At 71.7% G+C, this 16,649-nt stretch carries 14 protein-coding genes; 5 read left to right on the forward strand and 9 right to left on the reverse strand.

The features are described 5' to 3' along the window. Positions 1-158: 158 nt before the first annotated feature. The 4 genes from ACRX5W_RS12145 to ACRX5W_RS12160 all read right to left on the reverse strand — a co-directional run bounded on the left by ACRX5W_RS12145 (position 159) and on the right by ACRX5W_RS12160 (position 4,133). Positions 159-368 carry a YbdD/YjiX family protein gene (locus tag ACRX5W_RS12145; RefSeq protein ID WP_436788075.1) on the reverse strand — a complete coding sequence of 70 codons (210 nt, stop codon included), beginning with the start codon at positions 366-368 and terminating at the stop codon, positions 159-161. Further along, positions 365-2,533, reverse strand: a complete 2,169-nt coding sequence (locus ACRX5W_RS12150; RefSeq protein WP_436788076.1) for a carbon starvation CstA family protein — start codon at positions 2,531-2,533, stop codon at positions 365-367. Before ACRX5W_RS12150 ends, ACRX5W_RS12145 begins: the two co-directional genes overlap by 4 nt. A gap of 788 nt (positions 2,534-3,321) precedes the next feature. After that, positions 3,322-3,849: a hypothetical protein gene (locus ACRX5W_RS12155; RefSeq protein ID WP_436788077.1), complete on the reverse strand. Its 528-nt coding sequence runs from the start codon at positions 3,847-3,849 to the stop codon at positions 3,322-3,324. Positions 3,850-3,923: 74 nt separating this feature from the next. After that, entirely contained in the window at positions 3,924-4,133 is a 210-nt protein-coding gene (locus tag ACRX5W_RS12160) for a dodecin (protein WP_436788078.1), read from the reverse strand. A 537-nt stretch (positions 4,134-4,670) separates the two neighbouring features. Here ACRX5W_RS12160 and ACRX5W_RS12165 point away from each other — a divergent pair. The 5 genes from ACRX5W_RS12165 to ACRX5W_RS12185 all read left to right on the forward strand — a co-directional run bounded on the left by ACRX5W_RS12165 (position 4,671) and on the right by ACRX5W_RS12185 (position 10,664). Then, positions 4,671-5,792, forward strand: a complete 1,122-nt coding sequence (locus ACRX5W_RS12165; RefSeq protein WP_436788079.1) for a carboxylate-amine ligase — start codon at positions 4,671-4,673, stop codon at positions 5,790-5,792. A gap of 376 nt (positions 5,793-6,168) precedes the next feature. After that, positions 6,169-7,200 (forward strand): hypothetical protein, encoded by a 1,032-nt coding sequence (locus ACRX5W_RS12170; RefSeq protein WP_436788080.1) that lies wholly within the window; start codon positions 6,169-6,171, stop codon positions 7,198-7,200. A 194-nt stretch (positions 7,201-7,394) separates the two neighbouring features. Next, positions 7,395-9,116 carry an aa3-type cytochrome oxidase subunit I gene (ctaD, locus tag ACRX5W_RS12175; RefSeq protein WP_436788081.1) on the forward strand — a complete coding sequence of 574 codons (1,722 nt, stop codon included), beginning with the start codon at positions 7,395-7,397 and terminating at the stop codon, positions 9,114-9,116. Then, positions 9,113-9,463, forward strand: coding sequence for a hypothetical protein (locus tag ACRX5W_RS12180; RefSeq protein WP_436788082.1), 351 nt, complete (start codon positions 9,113-9,115; stop codon positions 9,461-9,463). Before ctaD ends, ACRX5W_RS12180 begins: the two co-directional genes overlap by 4 nt. 136 nt (positions 9,464-9,599) lie before the next feature. Next, the gene (locus ACRX5W_RS12185) at positions 9,600-10,664 is read left to right on the forward strand and encodes a rod shape-determining protein (protein ID WP_436788083.1); all 1,065 of its coding nucleotides are present in this window, start codon (positions 9,600-9,602) and stop codon (positions 10,662-10,664) included. A 275-nt stretch (positions 10,665-10,939) separates the two neighbouring features. Here the strand turns inward: ACRX5W_RS12185 and ACRX5W_RS12190 are convergent, their stop codons facing one another. From ACRX5W_RS12190 to ACRX5W_RS12210, 5 genes are all read right to left on the reverse strand, one after another. After that, complete coding sequence (locus ACRX5W_RS12190) at positions 10,940-12,055, reverse strand: NosD domain-containing protein (protein ID WP_436788084.1); 1,116 nt, start codon at positions 12,053-12,055, stop codon at positions 10,940-10,942. Further along, positions 11,971-13,449 (reverse strand): acetyl-CoA carboxylase biotin carboxylase subunit, encoded by a 1,479-nt coding sequence (locus ACRX5W_RS12195; RefSeq protein ID WP_436788085.1) that lies wholly within the window; start codon positions 13,447-13,449, stop codon positions 11,971-11,973. Before ACRX5W_RS12195 ends, ACRX5W_RS12190 begins: the two co-directional genes overlap by 85 nt. A gap of 4 nt (positions 13,450-13,453) precedes the next feature. After that, entirely contained in the window at positions 13,454-14,107 is a 654-nt protein-coding gene (locus ACRX5W_RS12200) for an acetyl-CoA carboxylase biotin carboxyl carrier protein (protein ID WP_436788086.1), read from the reverse strand. A 268-nt stretch (positions 14,108-14,375) separates the two neighbouring features. Beyond that, positions 14,376-16,139: an acetyl-CoA carboxylase, carboxyltransferase subunit beta gene (gene accD, locus ACRX5W_RS12205; protein WP_436788087.1), complete on the reverse strand. Its 1,764-nt coding sequence runs from the start codon at positions 16,137-16,139 to the stop codon at positions 14,376-14,378. 53 nt (positions 16,140-16,192) lie between these two features. Continuing rightward, complete coding sequence (locus ACRX5W_RS12210) at positions 16,193-16,540, reverse strand: TcmI family type II polyketide cyclase (RefSeq protein ID WP_436788088.1); 348 nt, start codon at positions 16,538-16,540, stop codon at positions 16,193-16,195. Positions 16,541-16,649: the final 109 nt, after the last annotated feature.

A 16,649-nucleotide genomic window follows, 5' to 3' on the forward strand; every position in this document is an offset into this window, starting at 1 on the left:
CTCCCGGGGCATCCCGTCTCTCGTGCGCCGGTCTCGCGTTCCTCCGCTGGGCCCTCCGATCCTGGCCTCGGCAGCGAACCGGCCGTATCACCCCATTCTCCTCCCGCCGGGGCGACCGCGCCCTCGGCCGCGTTTGCCCAGGTCAGCGGGTCAGCGGGTCAGCAGCACCGTGATGCGGGGTTGTGTTCCCGGTGTCTGCTGCGGTGGCGCTCGTAGTCGCGGCGGCTCGGGGCCGGGCGGTCCGGGTGCTCGCGGAGGTGCCGCGCGCAATAGCGTTCGTACGCGGCGTCCCCGGAGATCTCGTGCAGGTACCACCGGATGCCGCGCAGCAGGCGCCGTACCGCGAACCGTGCCCGTGAACCGGTCACAGGCGGTCCGAGGCGTCGCCGGAGCGCCCGGCACCCACGACATCGGCCGCGCGGGGGCGCGGGTCGGGCGCGGGCAGGTCGAGGACCGATTTCACGTACGGCACCTCGGTCGTCGGCACGGGTGTCGCGGAGCGGACGGCCCGCACGCCGACCACCGCCGCGTTGAGCACGACCACGGCCACGAGGAGCAGGAACACCGCGATGAGAACACCGTCCACGGTGCTGTTGCGGACGACCGTGTGCATCTCGTCCATGCTGGTCGCCGGACCGAGAATCCTGCCGTCGTCGACGGCGTCCGCGTACCGCGCGCGCTGGGCGAAGAAGCCGACGCGCGGGTCGTCGGAGAAGATCTTCTGCCACCCGGCGGTGTAGGTGACCGCGAGGTCCCACGCCAGGGGCACTCCGGTCACCCACGCCCAGCGCAGCCGGCCGGTCTTGACGAGGATCGTGGTGGCCACGGTCAGCGCGATCGCGGCGAGCAACTGGTTCGCGATGCCGAACAGCGGAAAGAGCTGGTTGATGCCGCCGAGCGGATCGGTCACGCCGGCGTGCAGGAAGTAGCCCCAGCACAGGACGACCAAGGCGCTGCTGATCCAGATCCCGGGCTGCCAGCCGATGCGGCCCATCGGCTTCCAGACGTTGCCGAGCGTGTCCTGGAGCATGAAGCGGCCGACGCGGGTTCCGGCGTCCACGGTGGTCAGGATGAACAGCGCCTCGAACATGATCGCGAAGTGGTACCAGAACGCCTTCATGCCCTCTCCGCCGAACACGCCGGAGAAGATCTCCGACATCCCGACGGCGAGCGTCGGCGCGCCGCCGGTGCGGGCGATGAGCGTGGACTCCTCCACCGCGTGCGCCGCCGCGCGCAGTTGGTCCGGGGTGATGGTGAACCCCAGGCCTGCGACCGTCTGTGACGCGCTCTCCACCGTGGAACCCAGCGCCCCGGCGGGCATGTTCATGGCGTAGTAGAGGCCGGGGTCGATGACGCACGCGGCGGCGAGTGCCATGATCGCGACGAACGACTCCATCAGCATGGCCCCGTAGCCGATGAGCCGGACCTGCGACTCCTTGCGGATCAACTTCGGTGTGGTGCCCGACGCGACGAGCGCGTGGAAGCCGGACAAGGCGCCGCACGCGATCGTGATGAACAGGAACGGGAACAGCGCCCCCGCGAACACCGGACCACTGCCGGAGCCCGCGAACGAACTCACCGCGTCGGTCCGCAACGTCGGCGCCGAGACGAGCACGCCGACCGCGAGCAGGACGATCGTGCCGACTTTCATGAACGTCGAGAGATAGTCACGCGGTGCGAGGAGCAGCCACACCGGCAGCACCGACGCGACGAAGCCGTACGCGATCAGGCAGAACACCAGCGTCTCGGGGCTCCACGTGAAGGCGTCCGCGAGCCGCGCCGAATTCTCCACCCGGCCGCCGGCCACGAGGGCGAGCAGCAGCAGCGCGACGCCGATGACACTGGCCTCGACCACCCGTCCGGGACGCAGAAACCGCAGGTACGCGCCCATGAACAGCGCGATGGGGATGGTCATCGTGACGGAGAACGTCCCCCAGGGCGACTCGGCCAGCGCGTTGACCACCACCAGCGCCAGTACCGCGAGCAGGATGACCATGATCGCGAACACCGCTGCCAGCGCGGCGGTCCCGCCCACTCTGCCGATCTCGTCGCGGGCCATCTGGCCGAGGCTCTTGCCGTCCCGGCGCATCGACAGGAAGAGCACCACCATGTCCTGCACGGCCCCCGCGAAGACCACCCCGACGATGATCCAGACGGTGCCCGGCAGGTATCCCATCTGGGCCGCGAGCACGGGCCCGACAAGCGGCCCGGCCCCGGCGATCGCGGCGAAATGGTGACCGAGCAGAACCCGGCGGTCGGTCGGCTGGAAATCGATGCCGTCGTCCAGCCGCTCGGCCGGTGTGGCACGGGTGTCGTCGACCGCGAGAACACGCCGGGCGATGAACCGCGCGTAGTAGCGATAGGCGATCGCGTACGAGGCCAGCGCGGCAAAGACCAGCCACACGGCCGAGATCTCCTCGCCGCGTCCCAGGGCCAGCACCCCCCACGCGACCGCCCCGGCGAGTGAGACGGCGGTCCAGAGAACAATCGATTTCACGCCACCGGCCGGGCGACGTACAGCGGATTCGGGCATGCGGACTCCAGGGCAGGCGGGGGTGGTCGCAGTGACCCGCCCCCGCACAGCGGTCGACACGCGGCGGCGCAGGATCACCAGGGCACACGGCGCCCGGCAGGGCCGGTCAGACGACCGAACCTCCGCGGCACCAAAGGATGCGGGGCGCACCCACCGCGTCAGTCCCGCGCGAAAGCGCCCGCAGGACTCACGGCAAGAGCGCCCCCGGGTATCCGGGCGAAGCGGAACACCGGAGCGGCGGGCACGGCGGGCACGGCGGGGACAGCGGGCATCACCGGCACGGCGGGCACAGCACGCACCAGGGGCACGGCGGCCATGGCGGGCAACGCGGGTGGACCGCCGCGTGAGTCCGGGTCGGCGAAGAAGGCGACGGGCGCAGGCGTCGCTCGTCGGACCGAACGCCGCTGCGCGGCGGCGACGACGCATTGCGACACGGTCGACCGCAGTTGGCCCTCCTCACCAACACGCCGCACCCTGTGTGACTCGAACCGGCAGCCGCTGCCGTCGCTGCGGCCATGCACACGCAACTGGCCGCGCGCAGAAGTCAGTTCGCGGGCCATCCGAAGGGCGTCGCACCAGCCCGGGAATCCGGCATCGCGCAGGCCGATGAGCGAGACAGCCTGCCCGGTTCCCGGCCGAGCCCCCTGAAACGGACCGCGCTCACCGTGCAGTTCGCCGACGTCCCCGCCAACGCCCCCGCCTCTGAGCCTCTTTCGGCCCGGCAGCCGCACCGCGCCCCGGATGGCCCTTCGCCCCACCCGCACGAACTCCCTTGATGGATCGACGTGTCACCGCATGGTGCCGATGTCCGCGATGACGCCGCCGCTGCCTTGCGACGCGCGCAGCACCACGCCCTTCACATCGGCGGGGAACGTGGCGTTGGGACCGCAACCGCTGCTGGATCTGCCGCCGGTGCCGTGGACCCGAATCAGCACCGCACACCCGACGCCGATGCTGCCGCCGAGCGAGCTGCCGGGCGCAGGGGCCGCCTCGTACGCCAAGAGGTCGTTTTCGAGGCTGAGCGAAATATCGCCGAGGTAGGCGCCGTCCAGAGGAACGGTGAGCGGACCGGTCACGAGGATCTGGCAGCTTCCGTCCCGGCACGCCTCGACGTTCGTACCGTCCGCCGCCGCCGGAGCCGACGACGCGCTGGGCGCGGCGGACGTCTCCGCGTCCGACGCGGCGCCCGAAGGCGATTGCGTCCCTGACGCCGCCGCCTCCCGCGCCGAATCCGACGACCCATCCGAGGAAGTACAGCCTGCCACCGGGGCCATCAGCACCAGCGCCGCCACACCCGAAACCATCGCACGTCGCATATCGGCCCAGCCTAGGGGCCGAACCGCCTTCGTGCGCCGCCGACATGCCCAACCGACGCCGTCGTCGGGCCGGTTCACTCCTCCAAGCGGAACCCGACCTTCAGGCCGACTTGGAAGTGCTCCACGACGCCGTTCTCGATCTGACCGCGGATCTGGGTGACCTCGAACCAGTCGAGGTGCCGCACCGTCCGCGACGCTCGTGCAAGGGCGTTGCGGATCGCGTCGTCCACGCCTTCGTGGGACGAGCCCACGATCTCCGTCACCCGGTAAACGTGATCGGTCATGTCGCACTCCCTTGGTCCCGCCTTCCAGTACAGCCCCGGCCGAGGCGGGTCGCAAAAGGAGAAGCGCGCACGCCACGAAACCCGCGTGGGCAGGCCCCGGCCGCCCGATGCGTGGGCACGGCGGTTACCGCGTCACGCCACGCACGCCGAGCGCACCCTGAACGTCAGCCCGGCGGGCACGGCGAACTGCGGGCGACCACTCACTCCTCAAACCACGCGTGTCGATCGCACGGGGAAGGACTCCCGAACCGCCGTGCCCCGGACCAATTCGCGCCATTGCGCAGTTCGTCGTCCCACACCGAACTCCCGGCAGCCGGGGTGCTTTTGCCGCGCCGACCGCCGCACAACGGCCCGGCGGTATCGGTACGCCCAACGGGGCACCGGCCGGTTGCCCACGCCGATATGCGCTGTTCGCCGACGAGTTGTCCCTGCGTACGCGCGAGTTAACCGTTCACGGTTAACCACTGTGGCCTTATGAGCGCTTCATCACGGATCTCATAATCCTCGAACTGTTACAAGAAGCGAGGAGACGACCGGATGACCACGGTGGGGGTAGAGGAAGAGTTTCATCTCGTCGACCGGCACACAAGGCAACTCACGTCCGGTGCGGCATCGGTCCTCGAACTGCTGCCGACGCACAGGTTCACGGCCGAGTCGAAGGCCACGACCGTCGAGACGAACAGCAACCCGCACACCGATCTCGACAGCCTGCGCGACGATCTGGTCCAAAGCCGGACTCTCGTGCGGCAGGCCGCGGCGCGGCGCGGTCTGGTGCCCATGGCCGCCGGCACAGCGCCGCTTACGCGCGTGGAGGACGCCGCCACGACCCCGGGCGCCCGGTACGCCGAAATCGACCACGCCTACGCACGGTTGGCCGACGAACAGCTCATCTGCGGCCTGCACGTGCACGTCGGCATCGAGGACCGCGACGTGGCCGCCGCCGCGACGGCCTGGATTTCGCCCTGGGTGCCCGTGCTGCTCGCGCTGTCGGCGGGGTCCCCCTACTGGCTGGGGACGGACACCGGCTACGCGAGCTGGCGGACCATGCTGTGGCACCGCTGGCCGACGGCGGGCCCGATGCCAAGATGCCGCTCGGCGTCCGAATACGACGCCATGGTTTCAGGCCTGATCGGTTCCGGGGTGATCTCCGATCCCGGCATGGTCTACCACGACATCCGCCTGTCGGCACATGTGCCGACCCTGGAGCTGCGGGTGTGCGACGCGATCCCCGACATCGACGGCGTGCTGCTGATCGCCGCTCTGTTCCGCGCCCTGGTGCGCCGCGGAACCAATGCCGTGCACGCCGGGCACGAACCGCCGCCGCTCCCCGAACCACTGCTGCGCACGGCGACCTGGCGGGCGGCCCGCTCCGGCCTGGAAGGCGACCTCGTGGACCCGAGCACGCTGACCCGGGCCCGCGCCGGCACCGTGGTCCGCAGGCTCATGGCCCTGGTCGCCGACGAACTGCGGTGGTACGAAGACTGGGACGGCGTCGTGCAGACCGTCGACAACGTACTGCGCGCCGGCTCCTGGGCCCGAGCCCAGCGCGGCGTCGGCCGCCGCCGGGGCCTGCCTGCCGTGGTCGACATGCTCACCGACAAGACCTGCACCTTCGGGCCCTCCCGTCCGGCCGCCGAACACGCCACCGACGCCGCCTGACCGCGCCGACGCCCGGCACACCCGACTCGCCGACTCGCCGACTCGCCGACTCACCGACTCACCGACTCACCGAGACCGGCTCCCATACGCCGGTACGACTCGCGCTTCCGGCAGGGGCATTCGACGCCCCTGCCGGGGCCCGGGCCGGGTCGTACCCTATGGGCCGCACCGCACCCTGCCCGGCTGCGACCCCGACCGGCGGCCGTCGAGACCGCCTCAACGGGCCGCCCCACACCTGCGGCAGCGAAAGCTACCGGCCGATAACCCGGGTCGGTTACCCGGTGCGGCCTTCCCGCGGCCATCGCGGCACGCAAGAGTTGTCACGCCTCTGCCCGCACCCCCTCCCCCGGCGCGCCGGCCTACCGAACGAGTTCCCATGCCTCACGCATCGCTGCCCTTGTCGCGCAACGGCTCGGGCCCCCAAGCCCGTTCCGGTCCGGGCCTGCCCGCGCTCATCCGGCGCTACCCGGCGGCGGCCCCGGTCGACCTGCTGCCGGACATCCACCGGCTGCACGCCGAGCACATCGCAGCCGAGCAGGAAGCCGCAGGCCCCGACGCGGCCGAAGCCGCCCTCGGTGCCTCTCTCGCCTCGGACCTGGTCGCCCGCACCTATCTCGACCTCGGCGACCCGAGAGCCGCGGTCGCGCAGGCCGACGCGGCACTCATCTACGCCGACCGCGCCGGTGCGCACGGCGCCCGCATCCGCCAGCGGGCCCTGCAATCACTCGCCGCGTACTGGGCGGGTTGGCCCCACGAAGCACTCCGGTACGCGCGCCTCGGCGGCATCTCCGAACATGCCGCCGGCACCGGCCTCGCCATGCTCAAGGCCGTCGAAGCACGCTCGCACGCGCTGCTGGGCGACGGCATGGCCGCGTCGGACGCCCTGCGCGCCGCCGATGCCGCAGCGACCACGGACCCTGACGAACTGGACGCGCTGGGCGGGCTGTTGCACTTCGACGAAGCCCGCCGCGCGTACTTCGAGGCGGAGACCCGCGTCCACATCGCCGGCGGTGCCCGCACGGCCGCGGAGTGCGCGCTCACCGCGATCCGGCTGTTCCGCGACGCCGACGCCGCAAACCGGGCCGAGCTCCTGCCGGACCCGACCGACCCGGCAGATCCGCCGGCTCCGGCCGCCGACGCCCCCATGAGCCCGGAAGCCGCCGCGGCGACCGCGGTACTCGCTCTCGCCCACGCCCGGCGGGAGAGCCTCGACGGCGTCCGCGCCGCGTTGGACGAACTGCTCGCCCTGGAGCCAGTCCGCCGTACCTTGCCGGTCGTCCTGTCCGCCGCGCGCGTCCACGCCGAACTCCGGCGCCCCGCCTGGATCCGCGACCCGCGCGTCCGCGACATGCAGGAACTCATCGAAACCTTCTGCCAGGTGCCGGCGGGTTCCGCCGCGGCCGGCTGACACCGGGACCACCGCCTCTCACCCGGTTGCCGTACACCGGCACGCGAAAGACCTCGAACGACCTCGAAAGCCCCCGAACGGGTTACGTGTCGCGGCCACCCGCCCGGCGCAGTTTCGCGACGATGCGCTGAACACCGGCGTCCGCCGCGCCCGCGGCTTCGCCGGAGCTCCCGAAACCGCGAGGAACGTCGACGATGAGCGCTGAGGCCGGTACGGCGGATTACGTCACCACCGCGCACCACCCCGCACAGCCGCGCGCCAAGGTGCCCGGCAACCAGGTCGTGAAGTGGATGACCACGACCGACCACAAGACCATCGGCAACCTTTATCTGGTCACGTCGTTCGCGTTCTTCATCCTCGGCGGCCTGCTCGCGCTGTTCATGCGCGCCGAGTTGGCCCGCCCGGGTACGCAGATCATGTCGAACGAGCAGTACAACCAGTCGTTCACGATGCACGGCACGATCATGCTGCTGATGTTCGCGACGCCGCTGTTCGCCGGGTTCACCAACGCGATCATGCCGCTCCAGATCGGGGCGCCCGACGTGGCGTTCCCCCGCCTGAACATGCTGGCGTACTGGCTGTACCTGTTCGGCTCGATCATCGCGGTCGCCGGGTTCCTCACCCCGCAAGGCGCGGCCGACTTCGGCTGGTTCGCCTATGCCCCGCTCAACGACGCCGTACGGTCCCCCGGCATCGGCGCCGACATGTGGATCATGGGCCTGGCGATGTCCGGCTTCGGCACCATCATCGGCGCGGTCAACTTCATCACGACCATCACCGCGATGCGCGCGCCCGGCATGACGATGTTCCGGATGCCGATCTTCTGCTGGAACGTCCTGCTGACGTCCGTGCTCGTGCTGATGGCGTTCCCGGTCCTCGCCGGGGCGCTGCTGTGCCTGGAGGCCGACCGCAAATTCGGCGCACACATCTTCGACCCGGCCAACGGCGGGCCGATCCTGTGGCAGCACCTGTTCTGGTTCTTCGGGCACCCCGAGGTGTACATCATCGCGCTGCCGTTCTTCGGCATCGTCACCGAGGTCATCCCGGTGTTCGCCCGCAAACCGATCTTCGGCTACAAGGGCCTGATCGGCGCGACGATCGCGATCGCGGGCCTGTCGGTCACCGTCTGGGCGCACCACATGTTCCCCACCGGGTCGGTGCTGCTGCCGTTCTTCTCGTTCATGACGTTCCTCATCGCCATCCCCACCGGTGTGAAGTTCTTCAACTGGATCGGCACGATGTGGCGCGGCTCGCTGTCCTTCGAGACACCGATGCTGTGGTCGATCGGGTTCCTGGTCACGTTCCTCTTCGGTGGTCTGACCGGCGTCATCCTGGCGTCGCCGCCGCTGGACTTCCACGTCACCGACACGTACTTCGTCGTCGCGCACTTCCACTACGTCGTCTTCGGCACCGTCGTCTTCGCGATGTTCGCCGGATTCCACTTCTGGTGGCCCAAGCTGACCGGCAAGATCCTCGACGAACGCCTCGGGAAGATCACCTTCTGGACGCTGTTCGTCGGCTTCCACACCACCTTCCTCGTCCAGCACTGGCTGGGCGCCGAGGGCATGCCGCGCCGCTACGCCGACTACCTCACCTCCGACGGCTACACCCCACTCAACATGGTGTCGACCATCGGCTCGTTCCTGCTGGGCCTGTCGGTGCTGCCGTTCTTCTACAACGTGTGGAAGACACACAAGTACGGCAGAAAGGTCACCACCGACGACCCGTGGGGCTTCGGCCGTTCACTCGAATGGGCGACTTCGTGCCCGCCGCCGCGGCACAACTTCACCTCGGTGCCGACCATCCGCTCCGAATCACCGGCGTTCGACCTCCACCATCCCGAAATCGTCGCCGTGGAACAGTTGTCGGGCACCCGGCGCGACGCCCTCGCCGCCGAAGGCGACCGCTGGTCGTGAGCGGCGACGACGAGGTGCGCGACGGCCTGGCCGCCCTCGACGGCTACCTGTACTGGCAAGGCCGGCTCGCGGCGGCGCACCACCACGCGCAGGCCATCGCCGACCGCCTCCCGTGGCTGAGCGCGGCCGAGCGGGAGGACCTCGTACGCGTGCTCGCGACAGCCCACACCGACATGGCCCGCGCCACGGTCCGGCACATCTGCGACCGGGCCGACCAACTCCGCGCCGAATACGAGGAGCGCTACCGCCGCCTGCGCTGCCGTCTGGTCTCCGTGACGGCCGTCGTGCTCACCGCCGCGCTCACTTCCGTACTCCTCCTCGCCGCGGGACGCCTCCTCACCGTGTGACCGGCCGGCACCGTCTGACTCACCCGCCCGGACCACTCACAGGGCGCCCTCGCAAACCTGGGCGAAGAATGAGATTCGACCCGTTCCGGCCGTCGCCGCACCGCTCGGGCGAACCCTTGGCCCCCGGAGGACTGTCATGCGTACGCGCTCCGCACAACTCAGCCATTGCGGCGTGGCCGTCGACCTCGGCTCGACCCGCACCCGCATCCACATCCGAGGCAGCGGCGTGGTGGTGGACGAACCCAGCCTCGCCGCGGTCGACACGAAGTCGCGGTCGCTCGTGGCCGTCGGCGAAACAGCCCGGCACATGCAGGACCGCACGCCGGGCAACGTCATCGTCCGCTGCCCGGTCGCGGACGGCATGATCCAGGACACCGAGCTGGCCAAGGCCATGCTGGAGGAACTGCTCAAGCCGGTGACCGGGCGGTGGCACCGCACGTTCGGCTCAGTCGTCGCGTCGAGCCTGCCGCACGGCGCGGGGCCGGTGGCCCGGGCCGCGCTGGAGACCACACTGCGCGAAGCCGGTTTCCGGCGCAGCGTCATCGTCGACACGGCGGTGGCGGCGGCCACGGGCGCCCATCTTCCGGTGCGCTCACCGGGGGCGGTGCTGATCATGCTGTGCGGTACGGCCACCACTCAGGTCGCGGTGCTGTCGATGGGCCACGTGGTGACGTCGGTCGACACGGCGTTCGGCGCCCGCAACATCGACCACGCCATCGAGGCGTTCGTCCGCCACATGTTCGGCATCACGGCGACCGGTACGGTCCTGCACGACCTGTACCGGCGGTTGGCCGACGCCCCGTTGGAGGGCCAGATCCCGGTGACGGGAATCGACGCGATCACCGGGCTGCCGCGTACGGTGCACGTCGACACGGCGGACGTCCACCGCGTGATCCAGGGCCCGTACTCGCTGCTCCGCGACAGTGTCGGGCGCGCGCTGCGGCGCTGCCCGCCCGACCTGGTGGCCGACCTCGCCGAGCGGGGCCTGACCGTGATGGGCGGCGCCGCGTTCCTGCCGGGTCTCACGCAGGCGCTGCGCGACGACACCGGGGTGCCGGTCCACTCGGCCGCCGATCCGGCGCACTGCGTCATCGACGGCCTGGGCATGATGATCGAGTCCCGCTCTGCGGCCCAACCGAAGCAGACCACCCCGGACTTCGTGCCGGAGCCCACGGGGCTGGAGGCCGAGACCACGATGTGACTCGCCGTCACATCCGGATCCGGGGCCGGTAATTCACGAAGGCCGCCGCGACACCGCGGCGGCCTTCGTGTTGTCGTCCGTGTTGCCCTTGCATCCCGTGCCCGGTCCGTCGCCGCGGACGACGCGTCGCCCACCGGCAGGGCCGCGAACCCGCCGCCGAACGAACCGCGCGACCGGTGCCGCCGACCGCGTGCTCGGACCGGCTTGTTCCCCCTGCAACACACGGCCGTCGCCACCGAGTTCGGTGGCGACGGCCGCGCGCGGCGTCGGTCAGATCAGCACAGGCCCTCCGGCTCGGACGCCCCGCACACGTTGAACGCGTAGGAGTTGTCGCCGCCCAGCGGGTCGCGCTCGGCGATGTCCGCGGCTCCGTTGCCGAGCACAATGTTGCCGGTCACCTCGTGGGACGCGTTGCCCACGCCGCGGAAGGTCGGGACCATCACGACGCCGCCGGACATCGGCGAGTCGCCGACGTTGTCGACGATCTGGTTGCCCGAGATCCGCACGCCCTGCGCACCGGTCAGCACGACCCCCGAGCCCTGGATGTGCGCGATGCGGTCGTTGCCGGGGCAATAGAGGTTGTTGGCCGCCATCGTGTTGCCGGTGATGTCCAAGTCCCCGGCGACGGGCCGGGTTTCGTCGCCGACGACGAACACGCCGGCGCAGTTGCCGGTCAGGTGGTTGGCCTCGATCGCGGTGTGGATGCCGCGCCGGACGTGGACGCCGATGCGGTTCCCGGCGGAGTGGTTGGCCGCGATCCGGGTTCCGGTGCCTTCGAGTTCGTCGCCGACGAACAGGCCGGACTGGGCGTTGTCCTCGGTCATGTTGCCGGCGAAGGTACCGCGTACGGAGAACTCCTGACCGATGCCGTGTTCACCGTTGGCCGAGGACCGCACGCCGGCGACCGTGAGACCGTCCGCGTACCGCCCCATCACGCCGGTCTTGGTGAACCCGCTGACGGTGAGCGTCTCGATGTGCACGCCCGCGACCCGGCGTTCGGGGGTGCCGAACGCGCAGACGCCGTAACCCTCGACGGCGCACGCGTGGGCCGCCTCGGGGCCGCCCGGGGTCACGACGGCCTGCGCGTTGCGGGGGCCGCGCAGCGTCAGGTTGTCCTTGGTGATGAGCACACTGCCGGGGTGGGTGCCTGCGGCGAGTTCGATGATGTCACCGGGGGCGGCGGCGTCCACCGCCGCTTGCACCGACTCGCCGGGCTGGACGACGTGCACGGTGGGTGCGGCGTGTGCCGGAGCTGTCAGGGCCCCGCTGCCGGCCACCGCGACCGCGGCGGCGAGCAGGCCGCCGGTCAGTGTGCGGCGGGTGCCGTGGCGGCCGGCTCGGACAGCGTCGGCGCCGGGGCGGCCGTGAGGGCGGGGAGCGTGCTGGAGCATGGCGTGCGTTCCGTCTTCTCTTGGCGTTCGGGGGATGTGTCGCCGTCGGCCGCGAGCACCTTGGCGACGAGCCCGGTGTCGTGCGTGGCCGCGGTGAATTCGGGGTGGGACATGACGTGGCGCAGGAAGGCCGCGGTGGTGTGGACGCCGCGGCCCTCGACCCGGAGCTCGGCGAGCGCCCGGTCGGCGCGCGTGCGGGCCTGGTCGCGGTCGGGGGCCCACGCGATCGTCTTGGCGAGCAGCGAGTCGTAGTCGGGGCCGATCCGCCAGCCGGGATGGGCGTGGGTGTCGACGCGTACGAAAGGGCCCCCGGGCGGCACGAATTCGTCGAGCGTTCCGGGCGTCGGGACGAAGTCGCGGGCCGGGTCCTCGGCGTTGACGCGGCATTCGATGGCACTGCCGCGCACGGTCACGTCCTCCTGCCGCAGAGCGAGCGGTTCGCCCGCGGCGATGCGGAGTTGCTGCTGCACGATGTCGATTCCGGTGACCATCTCGGTGACCGGGTGTTCGACCTGGAGGCGGCAGTTGACCTCCATGAGGTGGAACTCCTGCTCGGGCGACACCACGAACTCGAACGTTCCGGCCCCGACATAGCCGACCGCACGGGCGCCGCGCAGCGCGGCATCGCACATGGCCTCGCGAACATGAGGCGCGAGGCCGGGGGCGGGGGCCTCCTCGATGAGCTTTTGGTGGCGCCGCTGCACGGAGCAGTCGCGTTCGCCGAGGTGGACGCCGGCGCCGTACGCGTCGCACAGCACCTGGACCTCGACGTGCCGGGCGCGGTCGACGAAGCGTTCCATGTAGACCCGTTCGTCGCCGAACACCGCTCGCGCGTGGGCGCGGGTCTCCGCATACGCCGCGGCGAGCCGGTCCGGGTCGCGCACGACCTGCATGCCGCGTCCGCCGCCGCCCGCGACCGCCTTGAGGATGACCGGGTAGCCGATGCGGGCGGCGGTCTCGGCGGCCTCGCCGGCCGACGCGAGGGGGCCGGCGCTGCCGGGCAGCACCGGCAGGCCGGCCTCGGCCATGGCCGCGCGGGCCTCGGACTTGTCGCCGAGGCGCTGCATCACCTCCGGCGGCGGGCCGATGAAGGTGATGCCGTGTGCCGCGCAGATTTCAGCGAAGTCCGGGTCCTCGGAGAGGAATCCGTAGCCGGGGTGGATCGCGTCGGCGCCCGTCGCGCGGGCGGCCTCGATGACGGCGGGGATGTTGAGGTAGCTGGCGCGGGCCGGGGGCGGACCGATGTGCACGGAGACGTCGGCGCAGCGCACCGCGGCGGAGTCGCGGTCGGCCGTCGAGTAGACGACGACGCTGCGGATCCCGGCCTCGCGGCAGGCCCGCACGACGCGCAGGGCGATCTCTCCCCGGTTGGCGATGAGCACGGTGGAGAGCACGCGATCACCCGCTGCCGAGCGGTTCGAGGGCGATCAGCGGCTGGTCGTATTCGACCGGTCGGGCATCACCGACGATCATCTCGACCACCCGTCCGGCCACGTCGGCTGTGACGGGGTTCATCATCTTCATCACCTCGATGATCCCGACGGTCTGGCCGGGCTGGACGACGTCGCCGACGCCGACGAACGGCCGGGCGCCCACTTCCGGGGCGTGGTAGAAGGTGCCGACCAGCGGGGCGCGCACGTACCGCGCGGCGTCCTGTGGTCCCTGATCCCCCGCGCGCGCGTCGGAGGCGCCGGCCGATGCCTGCGGCACCGCTTCGGCGGCTGGGGCGAGTTCCCGCCGGGGCGCCGCGACACCCGCGTGCCCGGTGTCCCACTCGCTCTCGATCACCGTGTCACCGGCCTCCATGCGGAAGCGCCGCGCCGACCGGGTCATGCGCGGCGCGGCCGGCTCGGCGGCGACGGCGGGCGCGGCGGTGGCGGACGCCGTGGCCGCCGCGGTGACGTCGGCCGACGCGGGCAGCGGGGGCGCGGTGTGCGCCGGAGGGACGGTGTGGCTCGCGGGCGACGATCCGTTGCGGCGTTCTCCGTTCGAGAGCCCGCAACGGCACACCGCCCGGGCGGCCGGGCCGTCCGTGCCGTTGTGCATGCTCATCGGACCTCCTTCTTGGTCTGAAAGCGTGTGATCCGCGTGACATCCGGCCGCCGGGCCGACGGGCCGACGGTGTCGGCCTGTTCTGTGGTCGGTGCCGAGTCGGTCGGCACCGATCGGGTGACATCCGGTCGCCGGGCCGGCGGTGTCGGTCTGTGGAGTCCGGTGTCAGACCTCGTGCGGGAGCCCTCCCGAACGAGGCAGCCGATAACGAGGCAGAGAACCGGCAGGTGGCCGCGGGAATCCTTCGCCGGTGAGGCGGGGGAAGCAGTCAGGAGGCGGCTCCCGGGTGCGCGCGGGCGAGTTCGCCGTCGTGCGTCGGCGCGGTGCCGAACGCCCGGTAGCGGTTGCGGCGTTCGCGGATCAGGCGGTCCGGCGGCAGGTGCCGCAGTTCGGCGAGGACCGACCGCAGCGCGGTACGCAGCAGCGCGGCGGCCTCCCCCGGGCCGGTGTGCGCGCCGTCCGGCGGTTCGGGGACGATCGTGTCGACGACGCCAAGGGCGGACAGTTCGGTGGGCCCCATGCGCAGGGCCGCGGCGGCGGTCGGCGCGGCGGCCGGGTCCTTCCACAAGATGGCCGCGCAGCCCTCGGGGCTGATGACCGAGTAGACGCCGCGCTCGGAGATGAGCACGTGGTCGGCGACCGCCAGCGCCAGCGCGCCGCCGCTGCCGCCCTCGCCGGTGACGACGGCGACGATGGGCACTGGCAGGCCCGACATCAGGCGCAGGTTCTCGGCGATCGCGACGGCCTGGCCGCCGCGTTCGGCGTCCGGCCCGGGATTCGCGCCCGGGGTGTCGACGAGGGTGACCACCGGGACGCCGAGTTTCGCGGCCAGGCGCATCAGCCGGGCGGCTTTGCGGAATCCGGCGGGCGTGGCCATCCCGAAGTGGCGGCGGCGGCGCTCGTCCAGGTCGCCGCCGCCTTTGTGGTGGCCGATCAGCATGACCGGTCGACCGTCCAGCAGGCCGAAGCCGCCGACGATCGCGGGGCAGTCGGCGGCGAGCCGGTCGCCGTGGAGTTCGTGGAAGTCCTCCAGCAGGCGGCCGGCGTAGTCGAGCGCGGACGGGCGGTCCGGGTGCCGGGCGAGTCGCACGGTCTCCCACGGGTCGCGGGCCCGAGCGGCCCCCGGCGGTCCGGTCGGGGCGGCGCCCGCGGGGTCCTCGCCGTCGCCGTCGGGCCACGGCTCGCCGTCGGCCCCGTCCCGGCCCGCCTGCGCGACACGCAGGAAGTGCGCGACGGTGCGCCGCAGTTGCGCACGTGACACGACGGCGTCGACCATGCCGTGGGCGAGCAGGAACTCGGCGGTCTGGAAGCCTTCGGGCAGCCGTTCGCCGGTGGTCTGCTCGATGACCCGGGGCCCCGCGAAGCCCATGCGTGCGCCGGGCTCGATGAGGATCACGTCGGCGAGCGTCGCGAACGACGCCGCGACGCCGCCGTACGTGGGGTCGGTGACGAGCGTCAGCACGAGGATCCCGGCCTCGTCGAGTTCCGCGAGGGCCTGCGCGGTCTTGGCCATCTGCATCAGCGCGAGCGGGCCTTCCTGCATGCGTGCGCCGCCCGACGCGGTGACGATCAGCAGCGGCACGCGCTCGCGCAGGCTCTCCTCGGCCGCGCGGGCGATCAGCGCGCCGACCGCGCATCCGAGGCTTCCGCCGAGGAAGCGGAAGTCCATCGCGGCGACCACCACCGGATGGCCCTCGATGCGTCCGCGGACCGCGAGCGCCGCGTCGGCCATGCCGGTGGCGGCACGAGCCTCGGCGAGGCGTTCGCGGTACGGGCGCGAGTCGACGAAGTCCAAGGGGTCGTATGGCGTCGGCGCCGGCTCCAGCGCGGTCTCCGAACCGGGGTCGAGCAACTGGTCCAGGCGCTGCCGGGCGGTCAGGCGCGCGTGGCCGCCGCAGTCCGGGCACACGTGCAGCGCGCGGGCGAAGCGCTTGCCGTAGACAAGTTCGGAGCACCGGGTGCAGCGCACCCAGTCGGTGACCGGCTCCCGCGCCACCGCGGGGCCGATCGGTCGGTCGTCGGTCTCGACCATCTGTTTCTCCGGGCGTCGGTGGGGCGGTCGGGGGGCTCGGCGGGAAGCGCCGGTCAGCGGCCGGCGGGCTTCTCCCACCGGTAGAACTCGTGTGCCATGGCGTCCTTGGGGCTGCGCCACGTCGCGGGGTCGTACGCGCTGACGTGCGCGGACAGGCGGTCGCTGATGGCCCGGAACTCGGGGTGGTCGGTGACTCTGGCGACGGCGGCCTCCGGGGGCCGGTCGGCCTCGATCAGGTGGAAGTACAGGTCGTCGCCGAAGCGGAAGAGACTGCGCCCGGTGACGCCGACGAGTCCGGGCAGTTCGCCGGCGTCGGAGGACGCGAAGATCTCGGCGATGTGCTCGGCGGAGCCGGGGCGCATGCGCGCGACGATGAGGCTTCGGTGGGCGGGAGTGTTCACGGGTCGGTCCTTTCGCAGGTCACATCGCAGGTCACTCGGGGCACAGGGCACAGGGGTCCGCGGACCGCACGAGGGCCGCGGCAGGGGCGTCGCACGTTCCGCGGTCGGG

It is taken from the genome of Yinghuangia sp. YIM S10712, assembly GCF_051388935.1.
Lineage (GTDB): Bacteria > Actinomycetota > Actinomycetes > Streptomycetales > Streptomycetaceae > Yinghuangia.